The organism is Winogradskyella psychrotolerans, assembly GCF_018860565.1.
Classification (GTDB): Bacteria; Bacteroidota; Bacteroidia; order Flavobacteriales; family Flavobacteriaceae; genus Winogradskyella; species Winogradskyella damuponensis.
On sequence record NZ_JAHKPS010000022.1, the window covers coordinates 629,662 to 650,524 of the forward strand.

At 34.1% G+C, this 20,863-nt stretch carries 12 protein-coding genes; 11 read left to right on the top strand and 1 reads right to left on the bottom strand.

Translation table 11 applies throughout. The features are described from left to right. Positions 1-9: 9 nt before the first annotated feature. Entirely contained in the window at positions 10-2,958 is a 2,949-nt protein-coding gene (locus KO504_RS11700) for a SusC/RagA family TonB-linked outer membrane protein (RefSeq protein ID WP_215927061.1), read from the bottom strand. A gap of 343 nt (positions 2,959-3,301) precedes the next feature. On the opposite strand from KO504_RS11700, the gene KO504_RS11705 reads away from it, so the two are divergent. From KO504_RS11705 to KO504_RS11755, 11 genes are all read left to right on the top strand, one after another. Beyond that, positions 3,302-4,348 (top strand): LacI family DNA-binding transcriptional regulator, encoded by a 1,047-nt coding sequence (locus KO504_RS11705; protein WP_215927063.1) that lies wholly within the window; start codon positions 3,302-3,304, stop codon positions 4,346-4,348. Between the two features lie 129 nt (positions 4,349-4,477). Then, positions 4,478-5,848, top strand: a complete 1,371-nt coding sequence (locus KO504_RS11710; protein WP_215927065.1) for an MFS transporter — start codon at positions 4,478-4,480, stop codon at positions 5,846-5,848. A 9-nt stretch (positions 5,849-5,857) separates the two neighbouring features. Continuing rightward, a complete protein-coding gene (gene pgmB, locus KO504_RS11715) occupies positions 5,858-6,514 on the top strand; it encodes a beta-phosphoglucomutase (RefSeq protein WP_215927067.1) in 657 nt (218 codons plus the stop codon). A gap of 45 nt (positions 6,515-6,559) precedes the next feature. After that, positions 6,560-8,866: a glycoside hydrolase family 65 protein gene (locus tag KO504_RS11720; RefSeq protein ID WP_215927068.1), complete on the top strand. Its 2,307-nt coding sequence runs from the start codon at positions 6,560-6,562 to the stop codon at positions 8,864-8,866. 153 nt (positions 8,867-9,019) lie between these two features. Beyond that, positions 9,020-10,963 (top strand): glycoside hydrolase family 13 protein, encoded by a 1,944-nt coding sequence (locus KO504_RS11725; protein ID WP_215927070.1) that lies wholly within the window; start codon positions 9,020-9,022, stop codon positions 10,961-10,963. 1 nt (position 10,964) lies between these two features. Then, complete coding sequence (locus tag KO504_RS11730; RefSeq protein WP_215927072.1) at positions 10,965-11,972, top strand: alpha/beta hydrolase; 1,008 nt, start codon at positions 10,965-10,967, stop codon at positions 11,970-11,972. Positions 11,973-12,019: 47 nt separating this feature from the next. Beyond that, positions 12,020-14,407, top strand: coding sequence for a TIM-barrel domain-containing protein (locus KO504_RS11735; protein ID WP_215927074.1), 2,388 nt, complete (start codon positions 12,020-12,022; stop codon positions 14,405-14,407). A 5-nt stretch (positions 14,408-14,412) separates the two neighbouring features. Next, a complete protein-coding gene (locus tag KO504_RS11740) occupies positions 14,413-16,308 on the top strand; it encodes an alpha-amylase family glycosyl hydrolase (RefSeq protein ID WP_215927076.1) in 1,896 nt (631 codons plus the stop codon). 166 nt (positions 16,309-16,474) lie between these two features. Further along, positions 16,475-18,151, top strand: a complete 1,677-nt coding sequence (locus tag KO504_RS11745; protein ID WP_215927078.1) for an alpha-amylase family glycosyl hydrolase — start codon at positions 16,475-16,477, stop codon at positions 18,149-18,151. A 63-nt stretch (positions 18,152-18,214) separates the two neighbouring features. Then, a complete protein-coding gene (locus tag KO504_RS11750; protein WP_215927081.1) occupies positions 18,215-20,335 on the top strand; it encodes a glycoside hydrolase family 97 protein in 2,121 nt (706 codons plus the stop codon). A gap of 24 nt (positions 20,336-20,359) precedes the next feature. Continuing rightward, a complete protein-coding gene (locus KO504_RS11755) occupies positions 20,360-20,848 on the top strand; it encodes a hypothetical protein (RefSeq protein WP_215927084.1) in 489 nt (162 codons plus the stop codon). Positions 20,849-20,863 lie beyond the last annotated feature (15 nt).

A 20,863-nucleotide genomic window follows, 5' to 3' on the forward strand; every position in this document is an offset into this window, starting at 1 on the left:
TTCATTTTTTTAAAAATCTACATTAACTCCAAATACAAATGATCTTGGTCTAGGATAGAAATTACTATCTATACCGCCAGTGATTTCTGGATCTAAACCGTTGTAATCTGTAATAGTTGCCACATTTTGAACTGAGCCATATAGTCTTAATGTTACATTTTTAATAGCGTTATCTAAGGTGTATCCTAAGGTAATATTATCAATTTTAAAGAATGAAGCATCCTCTATGTAGTGACTACTTCTGAAGGTGTTTTCATTAGATTGACTAATAAATCCATTGTCTAAATAACTCGAATGTAAATTTGATAAGAAGTTGTTCGATGTTGGAATAACCCCATTTAAATAAGAATTTCCAGCAGAAACATCATTGTAAGCATAATTACCAATATTGGCTCTAGTGACTACAGCTAAGTCCCATTTTTTATAACTAAGATTGGTGTTTAATCCCATGATAATATCTGCATAAGGGTCTTTATAGATGTACTTGTCAGAATCGTTAATTACATTATCTCCATTTCTATCTACAAAGGCTCCTTCAATTGGGTTTCCGCTTGTATCATAAACTTGTTGATACACATAAAAACTATATGGTGCTTCTCCTTCTGCATGTAATTGTACATTATTTCCAGTTCCGGCAGAGACACCACCAGTTTCTTGTACAAATGGAAGATTCGTTATTTCATTGTCGTTAAATGCTATATTGTAATTAACAGACCATTCAAAATCTTCAGTTTTAATAGGTACTAAGTTTAAGGCGAATTCAATCCCTCGGTTTTCCATGTCACCTATATTTGATTTAACTTCGGATCCAAAATTTGTAAATGGGTCTACAGATGCAGAGGCAATTAAGTCTTTAGTAAGTTTTTGATATACATTAACAGAACCAGATATTCTTCTGTCAAATAAACTGTAGTCTAAACCTACGTTAAAAGTATTACCTACTTCCCATCTTAAATCTTTATTAAAAGGATTTGGTCTATAGGTTTGGTAGAATGTGTTTCCAAATTGGTAATTCGCAGACGATTCACTCCCTGTATATCGGGTTAAAAACAAGTAAGGATCTAAGCCATTTACATTACCTACTTCACCGTAACCTAGACGTAGTTTAAGTTCATTAATATTTTTACTATTAAAAAAATCTTCATTGTTTATATTCCAAGCTAATGCTACAGAGGGGAAATAGCCCCAACGATCCTCGGGGTTAAGAACAGAAGATGCATCTGCTCTTAATGTTGCTGTTACTAAATATTTACCATCATAATCGTAATTTAACCTTCCGAAATAGGATAGTAATACATTTTTAGACTTGTCAATAAATTCGAAATCTATACCAGCACTAGGATCTGCTATTGCGCGTTCTTCTGCTTCACTATCATAACTAAAATTATCATATTCAAAAGATTGGTATGAATAACCCGCAACAGCAGTAATATTATGTTTATCATTTAAGGATTTGTTATACGTTAAATAGGCATCAAATAATTTATTTGAAGATTCATTGACATAAGAACTTCTTGAGCCATTCCACGTAAGGTTTGATGTCGGAATAAGTTCCGAAACAATCGTTCTGCCATGGCTATTAGATTCATCAATACCTGCGCTTAATGTAGCTGTTAAATCAGGAAAGAAATGGAATTTATAATCTGCTTTAACATTTAAAATATAACGTCTTACTTCAGAAGTGTCATCCCTTAAATTTAATAATGCCACAGGGTTAGTTCCTGCTAAATTTGGTTGTTGTCCTGTAGAACTATCAATCCAAGAGAAATACCCACCATATTGAGAACTAGAGTCATAAACGGCTTGTGTTGGGTCAAACGTATTAGCATTGCCAATAGCTCCTCTATCAGCAAAGACATTTTCAGTATAATTCCCTCTAGCAGAAATGTCAAGTTTAAGATGATCATCAAATAATTTTGGTGAGAAATTAAGAGAAGCTGTAGTTCTTTGGAAGTTATCACCAATTAAATTTCCATCGTGATCTGAGTGACCTATAGATGCTCTCATAGGCACACCATACAAGCTACCTAGCGCACTAAAGGAATGGTCTTGGCCAAATGCTGTTTGGTATATTTCATCTTGCCAATTGGTGTTTGAATTTCCTAAAAGCCCAATTGTAGTAGCATCTGCATTAGGATGATTAGTAACAATATCTCTAAATTGATTGGCATTTAAAACATTAACTCTATCTACAGAAGTATGAACTGTTGTAGAGGTTGTAGCATTAAATTTAAATTCGCTGTCTTTACCTTTTTTTGTGGTTATAATTATAACACCATTTGCACCTCTAGAACCGTATATAGATGTAGCAGAAGCATCTTTTAAAATGGTCATGTTTTCAATATCATTAGGGTTGATAAGGTTAAGCGGATTTCTAGATCCACCTACACCACCATTATCCAAAGGTATTCCGTCTAAAACGATTAATGGATTACTCGATAAAGATAATGAACCATTACCTCTAATAAGGATGTTTTGACCTTCTCCGGGTGCTCCACTTCCAGAGGTAACTGATACACCTGCTATTTTTCCGGAAATTAATTGTTGTGCAGATACAACAGGACCTTGATTAAAATCTTCAGCTTTTATTAAGTCTACAGCTCCTGTAACATCTTCTTTTTGTACGGAACCGTAACCAATTAAAACAACTTCGTCTAGTATGGAAGCATCTTCTTCAATAACGACATCAATACGAGTTTGACCAGTGAATACAATCTCTTGTGTGGTATAGCCAACATAAGAAAATACAAGAACTTCACCATCACTTAGTTCTATTGAATAATTACCATCGAAATCTGTAACGGTTCCTCTGGAAGTACCTTTTATAATAACATTTACGCCTGGCATAGGCATGGCATTTGCTTTATCTGTAACAGTACCTGTAGCAGTAGATTGCGCTAGCAATGTTGCTGGTAGCATTATGAGACAGAATAGTAAAGCATTTAAAACTGTTTTCATACAATGTTTTTAAGTTAATTGCTTAGTTAATAGATTTATATTTTCACTTCTCGGGTTAAATCTATGTAAAAATAATGTGTTTCTACTGTTAAATAATATGACGAAAGTCACGAAAACGTTTTCGTGTTAAAAACTTTTCTTTAGATATTGAGATTAGTATTAAAATAATGAAAAACTAAGAATATTTAAATAATGTGTAGCTGAAATTGTGAAATCGAAAATCGTAAAACTAAGTTTTTAACTTATATTCGTTTTCTCATAAAACTAATTATGAAATAAGCGTGTTAAAAATTTTATCGTCAAATTCGATAATTATATAGGGATAAAAAATTAATATTACCACATGAAACGAAAGATAACCCTTAAACAGATTGCAAGAGAACTAGATGTTTCTATCTCTACAGTGTCTAAAGCATTGCGTAATAGCGCTGAAATTAGTGAAGATACTAAGCAGAAAGTTCAAGCTTTTGCAAAACTGTATAATTACAGGCCTAATAACATAGCATTAAGCTTAAAAAACAGAAGAACTAATACTATTGGGATTATAATACCTGAGATAGTTCATCATTTCTTTTCTAAGGTTATTAGAGGTGTAGAGCTAGTTGCTAATAAAAGAGGATATAATGTTATTATTGGGTTGTCTAATGAGTCGTTTTCTAAAGAGGTAATCAATATGGAAATGCTTGCCAATGGTAGTATTGATGGTTTCATATTGTCTATGTCCAAAGAAACATTAAAACTACAAGACTACCACCATTTTAATGAAACGATGACGCAAGGTATGCCTATTGTAATGTTTGATAGAGTGGTATCAGATATTAAATGTGATAAAGTTATTGTTGATGATTTTAATGGTGCAAAAAAAGCAGTCGAAAAATTAATAGATAATGGATGTAAATCTATAGCCTTAATTACTACCAAAGACTATGTTAGTGTTGGTAAGCTTAGAACACAGGGATATCTTGAAGCCTTAGAAGAACATAAAATTGCGCCAAAGGCTGAATTGATTTTAAAAATAGATGATTCGCTTGATTATGAAGTGCATTTAGAAGCTTTAGAAAAAGAAATTGAGCAACTTTTTAAGTTAAATTCTGCGATTGATGGAGTATTTGCGGTTAATGAATTATATGCGTTATGCGCCATGAAGGTTGCTAGAAAGTTAGGGTTAGAGATTCCTGGAGATGTTCAGGTTATTGGGTTTACAGATGGTGTGTTGTCAAAGCACGCAACGCCTAGTCTTTCTACGGTTAGTCAGCATGCTCAAGATATGGGAGAAAAAGCTGCAGACTTATTAATAGATAAGTTAGAAAGTGAGTTTACTACCCATGAAGAGGAGTTTCAGATTGTTGTAATTCCAACAGAATTAATAGAGCGAGAATCTACCAAATAGAAATTTGTTATTGTTAGTTTAAAATCTTTTTTATCTTTACCGCATATTCAAAACTTATATTTTCACTTCTCACATAAGTTTTGATAAGCTAAGCTTGTCAGAATAGTATTAATTTAAATATACTATTTTATGAAAAAGCGTATTCTCGGGTTCTGGGAAATTTGGAACATGAGTTTCGGGTTTTTAGGAATTCAATTCGGTTTTGCTTTACAAGGTGGCTTCATGTCACGAATTTTTCAAACACTTGGTGCAGATAAGCATGATATTCCACTTTTATGGATAGCAGCGCCTTTGACAGGTTTACTTGTACAACCCATAATTGGTTATATGAGTGACAGAACTTGGAGTCCAAAATGGGGAAGGCGACGACCTTATTTCTTAGTTGGCGCCATTTTAAGTTCAATAGCCTTATTTTTTGTGCCTTATTCACCAACGTTATGGATTGCTGCTGGTTTTCTTTGGATTCTTGATGCGTCTATTAATGTATCAATGGAGCCCTTTAGAGCTTTAGTTGCAGACAAATTAGATGAGTCACAAAGAACCTACGGTTTTGTAATGCAAACTTTAATTATTGGAATCGGTACTTGGGTAGCCAGTAATTTACCTTGGTTGGTTTCAGAAATGGGAGTGAGCGATGCTGCAGATTTGGGTGTTGTCCCAGATTCTGTGAAAATTGCATTTGCCATAGGCGCATTTGTATTCTTAATAAGTATTCTCTATACCGTTTTTACTACAACTGAATATCCGCCAGAGGATATGGAAGAATTCGAAAGAGAGAAAGCTCAAAAAAGTAGTTTCGTTTCAGATATTACTAATAATATAGGAAATATGCCTTCTACAATGAAGAAATTAGGTGTTATCCAATTCTTTAGTTGGTTTGCCTTTTTTACCATGTGGAGTATGGCTAATCCTGCTTTAACGGAGCATGTTTATAACACACCAGCACCAATTGAAGCTAACTTTGATATGACAAATGCTGCGGATAAAGAAGCATTTGATATTCAGAATACGGCTTTTCAAAAAGCATCAAATTCAGTGGGTTCTGCGATGGGAGTTTATGGATTGTCATCAATGGCTTTTGCTTTATTATTTGTGTTTTATACTAGAAAACGAAATATCAATAGAAAATATGTGCACATGTTATCCTTGTGGATTGGTGGAGCAGGATTTCTATTAATGATGGTCGTTTCTCCTGAGCAGCTCAAATACTGTTTTATGTTAATAGGTATTGCTTGGGGAAGTATTCTTTCCATGCCGTATGCTATGCTATCTAGCTCAGTAGACCCAAAGAAAATGGGCATGTTTATGGGGATTTTCAATATGTTTATTGTAATCCCTCAAATTATTGCTGCACTTGGAGGTATTAATTTTGTTTCCGGACTTTTAGGAGACGATGCCATTAATGCTATGATTATTGCAGGCTTAAGTTTAATTATCGCTGGTTTATGTAATTTCTTAATCACTGAAAAAGCAGCAATCTCATATCAACCTACAGAATAAAATATTAAAATGAACAAAAAAGGATTCATATTCGATCTTGATGGTGTAATAGTAGATACCGCAAAATATCACTTTTTAGCATGGCAGCAGCTGGCTAAAGGTTTAGGTATCGATTTTACAGAAGAAGAAAACGAACAATTAAAAGGAGTTAGCCGTGTGCGCTCTTTAGAAAAAATATTGGCTTGGGGAAATAAAACCATTTCCCAAGAGTTGTTTAATGAACTTATGGGTAAAAAGAATGAAGAATACCTGAGCTATATCGCAGAGATGGATGAAAATGAAATTCTACCCGATGTTCCAAGAGTTTTACAAACACTAAAAGAAAATAATCAACCGATCTCTTTAGGCTCTGCAAGTAAAAATGCAAGAACCATTTTAGAGCGTGTCAATTTATTAGCAGACTTCAACGCTATTGTAGATGGTAATGATGTCAGCAAAGCAAAACCAGATCCAGAAGTGTTTTTAATTGCTGCTAAGGAGATACATATAAAACCAGAAGACTGTATTGTCTTTGAAGATTCTGTTGCTGGAGTTGAAGCAGCAAATGCAGCTAATATGATATCTATAGGTATCGGAAGCAAAGACGTATTAGGTCATGCAGACTACGTATTCAATGATTTTACAGAAATATCAGATGATTTTATAAAATCATTAATAGAAAACTAAACATAAAAAAATGTCTTATAAAGAGACTTTTAAATAATATTATAAATGAACCTAGATTACATCATCCCAAACAACTGGTCAATTTTAGAAGAAGGATTTGAGCCAGATCAGGTTAAAGCATCAGAAAGTTTATTTAGCATTGGAAATGGTGCTATGGGACAACGTGCTAATTTTGAAGAAAAATACTCAGGCCCTACATTTCAAGGGAGCTACATTGCAGGCGTTTACTATCCCGATAAAACTAGAGTTGGTTGGTGGAAAAATGGGTATCCAGAATATTTTGCTAAAGTTTTAAATGCACCAAGTTGGATAGGGATTAATGTCATTATTAATAACGAACAACTCGATTTATTTACTTGTAAAAGCGTAAAAAACTTTCGTAGAGAACTAAACATGAAAGAGGGTTGGTTGTCTCGTAGTTTTGTTGCAACGCTTCAAAATGATATTGAAGTTGAAGTGAAAACGACCCGATTCCTAAGCTTAGATTTAGATGAAGTTGGAGCGATTAATTTCAACATTACACCTCTAAATGCAGCTGCAGAAATTACCTTCGAACCATATTTAGATTCAAGTATAACAAATGAAGATACCAATTGGGACGATAAGTTTTGGGATACTTTAAAGGTGAGCCATGAGAATCATCAAGCCTTTATAGAGGCTAAAACCATGAAAACCGATTTTTATACCTGTACGTTTATGGAATCTGAGGTGTTTATTGACGGTAAATCCGTTTTAACAGAACCAGATTTTACCTCAGATGCCAATTTAGCGTCTTTTAAATATTCGTATAACGTAAAGCAAAACGAAACCTATACCATTCATAAACTTGGTGGGTATACTGTAGATCGTGATCATAACAAAAATGAATTAGTGTCCGCTGCAAAAAACACCTTAGACAAAGCGAAATCAGCTGGCTATTCAAAGTTATTAGATGATCAAAAGCAAGCTTGGGCTCAAATTTGGGATATGGCAGATATTACTATCGAAGGAGATGTCAAAGCACAGCAAGGTATTCGATTTAATATTTTCCACCTCAACCAAACATATCTTGGTACTGATGAAACGTTAAATATTGGTCCAAAAGGATTTACTGGAGAAAAATACGGAGGAAGCACCTATTGGGATACCGAGGCCTATTGTATTCCTTTTTACATGGCTACAAAAGATCAAAGCGTAGCCAGAAAATTATTAGCATATAGACATAACCACTTACAAAAGGCTATAGAAAACGCCGAAAAATTAGGATTTACTAATGGAGCAGCATTATATCCTATGGTAACAATGAATGGCGAAGAATGCCATAACGAATGGGAAATTACCTTTGAAGAAATCCATAGAAATGGGGCAATTGCTTTTGCTATATTTAATTATTATAGATATACAGGAGATTTTAGTTACATTCCTGAAAAGGGACTTGAAGTCTTAATTGGAATTTCACGTTTTTGGCATCAAAGAGTTAATTTCTCTTCACAAAAGAATAAGTATGTAATTCTTGGAGTAACCGGACCAAATGAATACGAAAACAACATTAATAATAACTGGTACACTAATTACATTGCTAAATGGTGTATTGATTACACTTTGGAAACCATTGAAAAAGTGAAAGAAGGTTATGCTGATGATTATGAAAGAATTTTAGGTAAAACAAAAATCACACACGAGGAATTAGCACTTTGGAAAAAAGTTGCAGATAATATGTATTTTCCTTATTCGGAAGAACATAATGTATATCTTCAACAAGATGGTTTCTTAGATAAAGAATTAATTACAGTAGCCGATTTAGATAAATCACAACGCCCAATTAATCAAAAGTGGTCATGGGACAGGATTTTACGTTCTCCTTATATTAAACAAGCCGATTTGTTACAAGGGATGTATTTCTTTGAAGATCAATTTACCAATGAAGAATTAGAACGTCATTTCGATTTTTATGAACCATTCACAGTTCATGAAAGCTCACTCTCTCCTTGCGTGCATAGTATTCAGGCAGCGAAGTTAGATCGCATGGATCAAGCTTATACGTTCTATTTAAGAACATCGCGTTTAGATTTAGATGATTATAATCACGAAGTTCATGAAGGTTTACACATTACCTCAATGGCTGGTACTTGGATGAGTATTGTTGAAGGGTTTGGAGGTATGCGCGTTAAAAATGATACCTTATCTTTTGAACCTAAAATTCCAAAACAATGGGAGGCGTATTCGTTTAAAGTGAATTTTAGACATCAAATTATCACTGTAAGTGTTAGTCAAAACGAAACACAATTTATATTAGAAGGCGATAAAGATTTAACCATTTACGTGGATGGAAAAGAAGTGGCTATAAGTCCTAATAATATGGTTACTGTTTAATTTAACTGACCTTGCAGGTTTTAAAACTTACAAGGTCTAAAATAAAAAATAAATATCCTGCAAGGCATGTATTGAACTTGATTCAGTATCTAACTTGTAGGTATTTGTTTAAGGTTACAATAACAACTTGTTTCTTTTTTAAAATAAAATACAATGAAAACACTAAAATTAACTCTATTAACGCTACTAGTTGCAATCGTGTTTTCGTGTCAAGAAACCACATCTGAGGAAAAAGTGGTTTCAGAACCTATAACTGAAATTCAAAATGATATTGAAAAAGTTGAGCCACCTCATTGGTGGATTGGCTTCAAAAATCAAAGCCTTCAACTTTTAGTTAAGCATCCTAATATAGGGAAGGCTACACCTAAAATGTCTTATCAAGGTGTTTCTATAATTAAAGTTCATAAAGCAGACAGTCCTAATTATCTCTTTCTAGATTTAGAGATTTCTGAAACGGCAAAAGCAGGGCAATTCAATATTAAATTCCAACAAGAGGACGGTTCAGAATTAATTCAAACTTACGAACTAAAATCTCGTGAAAAACCGGCAGAAGATTACGTTGGTTTTGACAGTTCAGATGCCATTTACTTAATCACTCCTGATCGTTTTGCGAATGCCAATCCTCAAAATGATAGCGTAGAAGGATTACTTCAACAAGGCATTGATAGAACAGATAATTATGCAAGACATGGTGGAGATATTCAGGGCATCACTAATCATTTAGACTACATTGAAGATTTAGGATTTACTGCCGTATGGCCGTGTCCACTATTAATTAACGATATGCCAAGTGGATCCTATCATGGTTATGCCATGACGGATTTTTATAAAGTAGATCCACGGTTTGGGACCTTAGATGACTATCGAAAATTAGCTGATGATTTAAGGTCGCGAAATATGAAACTCATCATGGATCAAGTCGCTAATCATTGTGGATTAGAGCATTGGTGGATGAAAGATTTACCATTTAAAGATTGGGTAAATTACCAAGATCTATACGAAGAAAATATAGATAACTGGGATTGGAAAGTTACTAAAACCTCAAATCATAGACGGACTACAAATCAAGATCCGTACGCGTCTCAAATAGATCATCGCGAGATGTCCGATGGTTGGTTTGTATCTAGTATGCCAGATTTAAATCAACGCAACCCGTTTATGGCCAACTATATTATTCAAAATAGTATTTGGTGGGTAGAAACATTAGGTTTAGGAGGCATTCGTCAAGATACTTATCCCTATCCAGATAAAATATTTATGAGTCATTGGGCAGGAGCTATTATGACCGAATACCCTAATTTTTCTATAGTAGGTGAGGAATGGAGTTATAATCCACTACTAATTGGGTACTGGCAAGAAGGCCATGAAAATAAGGATCAATACGATTCTAACTTAAAATCGACTATGGATTTTGCCATGCAAAAACATATAGTTGACGCCTTAAACGAAGAAGAGTCGTGGGACAAAGGTCTTGTTAAAATGTATGAAGGCTTAGCTAACGACTTTGCTTATAAGTCGCCAAAAGATATTATGGCATTTTTAGATAACCATGATAAGAGTCGTGTGTTTACAGAATTTAATGGTGATGTAGCGAACACCAAAATGGCATTGAGTTATCTATTGATGATGCCAAGAATTCCACAGATTTATTACGGAACAGAAATCTTAATGGACGATTTTGATAATCCTGGAGATCATGGTTTAATCCGCACAGACTTCCCAGGAGGTTGGGAAGGTGATACTGTAAATGCGTTTTCAGGCGAAGGGCTAACTGCAGCACAAAAAGATATGCAAGTCTATCTCAAGCACATCTTAAATTACAGAAAAAACAGCAAGGCCATTCACAATGGAAAAACCATGCATTTTGCACCAGAAAATGGAGTTTATGTTTTAGCTAGAATTTTAGACAATGAAACCATTGTGCATATTATTAATAAAAATGAAAATCCGCTAGAACTAGATTTAGATAGATTTGAAGCGTTAGGTTTAAATGGAAAGAGCTTAAAAAATATTATTTCAGATGAAATAATAATTTGGGATACTAGCATAAAAATAGCTAATAAAGGAAGTGTTATATTAACTACCAAATCTAATTAAGATGAGAATTGTAATATTAATTTTGCTGTGTAGTTTATTCATGGTTTCATGTAAAGAAGACACAAAAACAACTGAGGTTAATGATACTGAATCTGAAATTGTCGTAAATACGCCAACACCAAATTTTATACACGTAAAGAGTGCGACCCTTTTTAAAGGAGAAATTTTGCGTGTCGATAGTTTTCCTTCTAAATATATTCAACCAAGAGCGGTAGATATTTGGATACCTGAAAGCTATGTTGAAAATAAAAAATATGCCGTATTGTATATGCACGATGGTCAGAATTTATTCGATGCTACTACCACTTGGAATAAACAAGAATGGAAAGTAGATGAGTGGGCATCAAAGTTAATGGATGAAGGAACAGTAAAAGATTTTATAGTTGTTGGGATTCATAATATTCCTAAAATCCGCTGGCAAGATTTGTTTCCTGAAAAGGCATTTGAAATGTTAGATGAATCTGTTCAAGAAAACTTATTAAAGGAGGCTGTGAATGCTAATGCAGATTCAGAATTTAATGGCGATAATTATTTGAAATTTATAGTAGAAGAATTAAAACCTGCTATTGATAAATCCTATCCCGTTGCTACAGACAAGAACAATACGTTTGTAATGGGGTCTAGTATGGGAGGTTTAATGTCTATGTATGCTGTGAGTGAATATCCAGATGTTTTTGGAGGTGCAGCATGTTTATCTACACATTGGGTTGGTGCAGCACCAAGAGAAAATAACCCTTTTCCTGAAGCTATTTTTAAATATATGGAAGCCAACTTACCACAAGCGGGATTGCACAAATTATACTTTGATTATGGTAATAAAACCTTAGATGCCCATTATCCACAGTACGCTCAAAGAGTAGATGGCATTTTAAAAGCAAAAGGCTATACAGAATTAGATGCTAAGAACTTATTTTTTGAAGGTACAGATCATTCTGAAAATTCTTGGAATAAACGATTAGATCAACCTTTAGAATTTTTACTAGGGACATTAACCAAGAAAACGAAATAGATATGAAGATGGATGGAATGCGTCTGTCAGAATTCAAAAACTTAAAAATGAAAAACATAATTTTATTTATTGTAACCCTCTTTTCATTTACTCTTTTAAATGCTCAAAATACTAATAGGGTTTTTAAAAGCGCTGTAAAACAGGGCTTAGATTTAAAAGTTGAAGTCAACGATGGCTATTATATTATCAAACCCTATTCTTCAAATATTATTGAGACCACTTTTGTGCCTAAAGGCGAATACTTAAAAGCACAATCTCATGCTGTAGTTGCAAAGCCTTACAATTCGTATTTTGAAATGACCGACAGAGGCAATGATGTTGTTTTAAAAACCAAAGGTTTATACGTTTCCATTACAAAAAGCCCTTTTCAAATTTCATATTATTACAAAGACAAATTTATTGTTTCAGAAAAAGAAGGTTATGTGAAAAATGACAGTTTAGAAACTATAGATTTCAATCTTACAACAGATGAAGTTTTATATGGTGGAGGTGCCAGAGCATTAGGAATGAATCGTCGTGGCAATCGTTTGCAATTATACAATCGCGCACATTATGGATACGAAACTCATAGTGAATTAATGAATTATACCATGCCAATTGTGATATCATCAAAACAATATATGTTGCATTTTGATAATGCACCAATTGGTTTTTTAGATTTAGATAGTAACGGAGATAATACCTTAAAATACGAAACCATTTCGGGTAGAAAAACTTACCAAGTCATCGTTGGTGATTCTTGGTTAGATATGATAGATCAGTATACTAATTTAACCGGAAAACAACCTATGTTACCACGTTGGGCATTAGGTAATTTTTCAAGCCGTTTTGGCTACCATTCTCAAGAAGAAGTAGAACAGACCATCGCTAAATTTAATGATGAAAAAATTCCTGTAGATGCTATTATTCTCGATTTATATTGGTTTGGAAAAGAATTAAAAGGAACCATGGGGAATCTGGAAGTCTTTAGAGATTCTTTTCCAGATTTTGAAGGCATGGTAAAACGCCTCAATACTAAAGGTGTAAAAACAATAACCATCACAGAGCCGTTTATTTTATCAACGTCTAAAAAATGGGATGAAGCTGTTGAAAAAGGCATTTTGGCCAAAGACTCTATTGGAAACCCTGCAAAATATGATTTCTATTTTGGGAATACAGGGCTCATTGATATTTACAATCGTGATGCTGAAAAATGGTTTTGGAATATTTATAAAGGATTAGCCGATAAAGGAGTTGCTGGAGTTTGGGGCGATTTGGGAGAGCCAGAAGTACACCCAAACTGGGTACAACATAAAACAGGTAGTGCAGATGAAGTTCATAATATTTACGGCCATGATTGGGCAAGATTAGTTTTTGAAGGTTACCAACGCGATTTTCCAAATACAAGACCTTTTATTTTAATGCGTGCGGGTTATTCTGGTTCACAACGTTATGGATTAATTCCTTGGTCTGGAGATGTAAATAGAACTTGGGGTGGTTTACAAAGTCAACCTGAAATTGCACTACAAATGGGAATGCAAGGTTTAGCCTATATGCATAGTGATTTAGGTGGTTTTGCAGGTGCTAATTTAGATGATGAGCTTTATGTGCGTTGGTTGCAGTACGGAGTATTTAATCCAATATTTAGACCACATGCGCAAGAAGATGTACCAAGCGAACCTATTTTTAGAGGTGAAAAAGCAAAAGCATTAGCTAAGGAAGCTATTGAGTTACGTTATAAGTTATTGCCATATAATTACAATCTGGTATACGAAAATAATAAATATGGTAAACCTTTAATGCGACCATTGTTTTTTGAGGAAAGCGATAACTCAGAACTGTTTAACTATTCAAAAACCTACTTATGGGGAAATGATATGTTAATCTCACCTGTTTTAGAAGCAGCGATAACAGAACAAGACGTGTACTTCCCAAAAGATAATGTATGGTTTGATTTTTATACGGATGAAAAAATAAGCGGCGGACAAACAAAATCGGTAGCATTAAAAGAAAACTCAATTCCGACATACGTAAGAGCAGGAACTTTTCTACCGCATACAAATGTGATTCAAACCACTGCAAAATATGATGATACGGTTTATAAAATTGATTATTATCATGATGCATCAGTTTTAAAAAGTAGCCGACAAATTTATATCGACGATGGACAATCCGCAAATGCCATTGCTAACGAAGATTATGAAATTTTAAATTTAGAAATGAATACTAAAGGTTCTACGCTAGAATTTACTATAACTGATAAAACAGGAAAGAATTTTAGCCCCCAATCCAGAACTTATTATCTAACCATTCACGGATTAGATAAAAAACCCAAACGCGTTATGGTTGGAAGATATGACGATTTTGATTGGTCTGAAACATTAAAAACAGTAAGAATTCCAATAGAAAAGAGTTATGATGAAATAGCTGTAATTACAGTTAAACTGAAAAAATAATCCTAATGAAAAATAGTAAAAGAATCATAGCATTGTTAATTGTATTAAGCTTTTTTGCGTGTAAGAATGAAACGAAGAAGCTAGACATTGATCATAGTCGTAATGAAAGTGAAATAAAAGAAAGCATGAAGAAGAAAGAAGTCGTATACCAAGTGTTTACACGTTTATTCGGAAACACAAATACTACTAATAAACCATGGGGAACACTCGAGGAAAATGGAGTTGGAAAATTTAATGACTTTACAGATAAAGCTTTAAATGAAATTAAAGATTTAGGAGTTACATATATTTGGTATACAGGGGTGCCACATCATGATGTAATTACTGATTATACAGCATTCGGAATTTCAAACGACGATCCAGATATTGTAAAAGGCAGAGCAGGTTCGCCTTATGCAGTTAAAGATTATTACAATGTTAATCCAGATTTAGCTGTAAATGTAGACAACAGATTAGAAGAATTTGAAGCTTTAATAGAGCGCTCACACAAAGCCGGATTAAAAGTGATTATTGATATTGTTCCAAATCACGTAGCGCGTAATTATCAAAGTTTAACTAATCCTGAAGGCACAACCGATTTTGGAACCGAAGATGATACAACTAAAACCTACGACGTCAATAATAATTTTTACTATAATCCAGGTGAAGCATTTAAAGTGCCAGAATGGAAAAATGGCTACCAACCATTAGGAGGTGAGCAACATCCTTTAGCAGATAGTAAATTTGAAGAAGTGCCAGCAAAATGGACAGGAAATGGTTCAAGAGCATCGCAACCAGACATGAACGATTGGTACGAAACGGTAAAAGTTAATTATGGAGTAAGTCCTGACGGAAGAAAAGATTTTGATGAGTTACCAGATGGTTTCGACAGTGAAGATTATAAAAAGCATTTCGAATTTTGGAAAGATAAAACCGTTCCAAGCTCTTGGATAAAATTCAAGGATATCGCTTTGTATTGGACGGCTAAAGGTGTCGATGGTTTCCGTTATGATATGGCGGAAATGGTGCCAGTTGAATTTTGGAGTTATATGAATTCAGCTATAAAAATGGAAAATCCAGATGCGTTTTTATTAGCGGAGGTTTATAATCCGAGTTTATATAGAGATTATATCCGAAAAGGAAAAATGGATTACCTCTACGATAAAGTTCAGTTATACGATACCTTAAAACACGTGATGCAAGGTCACGGTAGCACCAATAATGTGCCACCAATTTTAGATGAATTACGGGATATTGAACATCACATGCTTCACTTTTTAGAAAACCATGATGAGCAACGTATTGCAAGTCCAGATTTTGCAGGTAATGCAGAAAAAGGAAAACCTGCAATGGTCGTTTCTGCAACGTCATCCACAGCACCAACGATGATTTATTTCGGTCAGGAATTCGGAGAACCAGGCGCTGAAGATTTAGGCTTTGGCGACCCAACAAGAACGTCTATTTTCGACTATGGTTCAGTGCCTAGCTTAGTCCGTTGGGTTAACGATAAAAAGTTTGATGGCGGCCAATTAACTGAAGCAGAAAAAGAACTTCGTGATTTTTATAAACGACTGTTGAATTTTACGATAAATAGTTCGGCTTTAATGGGAGACTATCAAGATATTCAACATTACAATCATCAACATACAGAATGGTATAATGATAAAGTCTTGTCGTTTGTGCGTTGGAGTGATAATGAAAAATTGATTATTATTTCAAATTTCAATGCAGAAAACACCTATGGCTTCGAATTGCAATTACCAGAAGATTTGGTTCAGAAATTAGGACTTCAAGATGGTGAATACGACGTAAAAGACCAATTGTATAATCAATATACGTCAACCTTAAAAGTTGAAAACGGAAAAGCGCAGGTAAGAATAGATATTAAACCATTGGAGTCATTTATTTTAAAAATTAACTAAGTCCTAGCGGGATTTATAAACCTAGCAGGACGCACAATAATAAAATAAGCAATCGTCACTTCGAGTGAATTTGCGAAGTATGAGCAAATTTGTATCGAGAAGTCATTAAAAAAATATGCAAGACTTTGCAGGTTTTAAAAACCTAGCAAGTCTAAAACTATAAAACATGAAAAAACTAATTTTATTAACCCTAATCCTATTCACTTTGAGCTGCAAAAATAAGGAGACGGAACACAAAATCGCTACTGTAGAACCAGTGCAAACTATGGAAACACCTTTCGTTTGGGAAGGAGCTAATCTCTATTTTTTATTAACAGACCGCTTTAATAACGGAGATACGACTAATGATGTTAATTTCGATAGAACCAAAGAAACAGGAAAACTTCGTGGTTTTGAAGGAGGAGACATTAAAGGAATTACTCAAAAGGTAAAGGAAGGTTACTTTACAGATTTAGGTATTAATGCCATTTGGATGACACCAATCGTTGAACAAATTCATGGAGGTACTGATGAAGGTACAGGGGTTACATATGGTTTTCATGGCTATTGGGCTAAAGATTGGACAAAAATTGATCCAAATTTTGGAACCAAAGAAGATTTACACGAGCTTGTAAACGAAGCACATGACAGAGGTATTCGTATCGTTTTAGATGCTGTTATTAATCATACAGGTCCTGTAACAGATAAAGATCCGGTTTGGCCAGAAGAATGGGTAAGAACCGATAAACAATGTAGTTACGATAATTATGAAAACACCGTTAGCTGTACTTTAGTTGCCAATTTGCCAGATATTAGAACGGAAAGCAATGAAGATGTCGCATTACCATCACAATTAGTAGAAAAATGGAAAGCCGAAGGTCGTTACGAACAAGAGGTAAAAGAACTTAATGAATTCTTTGAAAGAACAGGGTATCCAAGAGCTCCACGTTTTTATATTATGAAATGGCTAACGGATTACATCACAGAATTCGGTGTCGATGGCTATAGAGTAGATACTGTAAAACATGTTGAAGAATACGTTTGGGAAGAGTTTAAAGTAGAATGTGATTATGCATTTGCCGAATACAAAAAACAAAATCCAGAGAAGGTGTTAGATGACAACCCTTTTTACCTCCTTGGCGAAGTCTATAATTATGGTGTAAGTTCTGGTCAGGAATTTGATTTTGGTGATCGAAAAGTAAATTACTTTAATCCACCTAGTTTTCAAAGTTTGATAAATTTTGAGTTTAAATACAATTCAAAAGATAAAAATTATGAAGAGTTATTTAAACACTATAATACCATATTAAATGATGAGTTAAAAGGCTTTGGAACTGTAAATTATTTAAGCTCTCATGATGATGGAAGACCATTTGATGCTCAAAGAAAAAAGCCTTTTGAAACAGCTAATAAATTATTGTTATCGCCAGGAACATCTCAAGTTTATTATGGAGATGAATCATCGCGTTCTCTCATAGTAGAAGGAACCGAAGGGGATGCAACATTACGCTCAATGATGAATTGGGATGCTATTGCTAAAAGACAACATACCAAAGACGTATTAACACATTGGCAAAAATTAGGTCAATTTAGAGCAAAACACCCAGCAATTGGTGCCGGAAAGCATCAAATGATTACAGCTTCTCCATATTATTTTTATAGAAGCTATCAAAAAGGAAATTATAAGGATTTGGTCGTAGTTGGCTTAGACTTAGAGCAAGGAGAAAAAATAATCGATGTCTCTAAAGTTTTTGAAGATGGAGACACTTTACATGATGCTTATTCAGGACAAACTCAAGTGGTAGAAAAAGGAACAATTACGATTCAATCACCATTGGAAATAGTGTTGTTAGAAAAGAAATAATCTACGAACTAGATCTCTAAGGTTTTAAAAACTTGGTAGATCTTAAATAATATTGTTCAACTTATGAAGACGTATTTATTAACCTTAGTTGTCGCATTTGCATTGCTTTCTTGTAATGATAATGTAATACAGGCTACAGAAATCACATCGCCAAATAAAAAGGTCGTTGTGAATTTTAGTTTGAACAAAGCAGGACGACCATTTTATAAGGTTAAATTCAATACTAAAACAGTTGTAGATACTTCGTATTTAGGATTTGAATTTAAAGATATACCAGCATTTCATAAGAATTTCATTATTAAAAATACAAGCACTTCAACTTTTAATGAAACTTGGCAGATGCCTTGGGGAGAACAGTTAGATGTGGTTAATAATTATAATGAATTAAGAGTTGAGCTTCAAGAGAAAACCACACCAGAGCGTTTTCTAAATATTGTATTTAAAGTTTACGATGATGGTATTGGATTTAGATACGAATTTCCAGAACAAGCACGATTAAAAGGAGAGGTTTTAATTACTGAAGAACACACCGAATTTAACCTAACAGAAGACTATAAGACCTTTTGGATTCCCGGAGATTGGGATATTTATGAGCATTTATATAGTACTACAAAGCTTTCTGAAATTGATGCATTACAATTTGCTAACCATAAAAATCTAGCACAGACATATATTCCAGAAAATGCGGTGAATACACCAGTAACTATGGTTGGAAACGATGGAATACATCTAAGTTTTCATGAAGCTGCCTTGGTTGATTATTCCGGTATGACCTTAAAAGTTGATACAGAAAACCTTAATCTAAAAAGCAATTTAGTAGGTTCCAAAAACAACGATTATAAAGTAAAACGTACGGTTCCTTTTCATACTCCATGGAGAACCATTCAAATTACAGATAATGCCCCAGATTTAATTGAATCTAAGCTTATTGTTAATCTAAATGAACCCAATAAACTCGGAGATGTGTCATGGTTTAAACCTATGAAATATACCGGAGTTTGGTGGGAAATGCATTTAGGGAAATCGTCTTGGGATTATGGTATGGAAAAGGTGGATGCTAAATGGACAGATACAGGGAAAGCACATGGCAAACATGGAGCAACGACAGAAAACGTTAAGAATTTTATTGATTTTTCTGCCAAAAATAACATTGGAGGTGTTTTAGTTGAAGGCTGGAATACAGGTTGGGAACATTGGATTGGATTTGAAGATAGAGAAGGCGTTTTCGATTTTGTAACTACATATCCAGATTATGATATTGATGAGGTGGTGCGTTACGGAAAGAAAAAGGGGGTCGATATTATTATGCATCACGAAACTTCCGCAGCTACAGAAACCTATACCAAACAACAAGACACCGCTTTTACGTTGATGCAGAAATACGGTATGCATACGGTTAAAACAGGTTATGTTGGTAAAATATTACCAAAAGGCGAATATCATCATGGGCAATACATGGTGAATCACTATAATCATACAGTAGAAAAAGCAGCAAAGTATCAAGTTGCTATCAATGCACATGAACCTATAAAAGCAACGGGTTTAAGAAGAACCTATCCAAATACAATTTCGCGAGAAGGTTTAAGAGGTCAAGAATTTAATGCTTGGTCTAGTGATGGTGGTAATCCTCCAGAGCATTTACCCATTGTAGCTTTTACAAGAATGTTATCTGGACCAATAGATTTTACGCCAGGTATTTTCAATATAAAATTCGATGAATATAAAAAGGATAATCAAGTCAATACAACCATAGCTCAGCAATTGGCTTTGTATGTGGTAATCTATAGTCCTGTGCAAATGGCAGCCGATTTAGTAGAACATTATGAAGCTAACCCAAAACCTTTGCAGTTCATCAGAGATGTTGGTGTAGATTGGGATAAATCAGTAGTTTTAAATGGTGAAGTCGGTGATTATGTTACTATTGCAAGAAAAGAAAGAGAGACAGGGAATTGGTTTGTAGGAGGTATTACAGATGATAATGCAAGATCTTTAAAATTAGATTTTAGTTTTTTAGACGAAGATCAATCCTATGAAGCTATAATTTATAAAGATGGAGAAAATGCCCATTGGCATAATAACCCTTTAGATATTGAAATAGAAAAATTAGAGTTGAATCGTAATTCAAAGTTAGCTATAAAATTAGCTGAGGGTGGAGGTTTCGCTATCAGTTTAAAAAAGAAATAATATTAATGTAATTTTTTATCCCTTATGAAAAATATACTTCTAATAATCGTATTAACATTTTGTTTTAATAGTATTAATGCTCAAGTGGGCATTGGGACAACAGATCCTAAAAGCACTTTAGATATTAATGGTAATTTATCAATTAAAGTTGTTGATTATAATGGAGGTCCTAATGGTGCTGCAACACCAATTGATGATGGTGTTTATATTAATTTATCACCAACAGCATTCAATGTAGAGTTCATATTACCCAATGCGACAACCGTTCCAGGTAGAATATATGTGCTTAGAAATATTTCTGACTCAGAAAATGCTGTTATTTATACATTTGGTGCTAATGCTACAGCAGGTGCTGGAGTAGAGTTTTTTCGTGGAGATGGTAGAAATAGTCAAGGGCCTTTGGGTTCGGTAACAATGACAGCAGATGTGGGAAATGATGGAGGAGATATTACTAAAACTCTAATTTTTATTAGTGATGGTGCTAACTGGACTTATGGACATTTGGGACTTTAGTATTTCTTTTTTTTA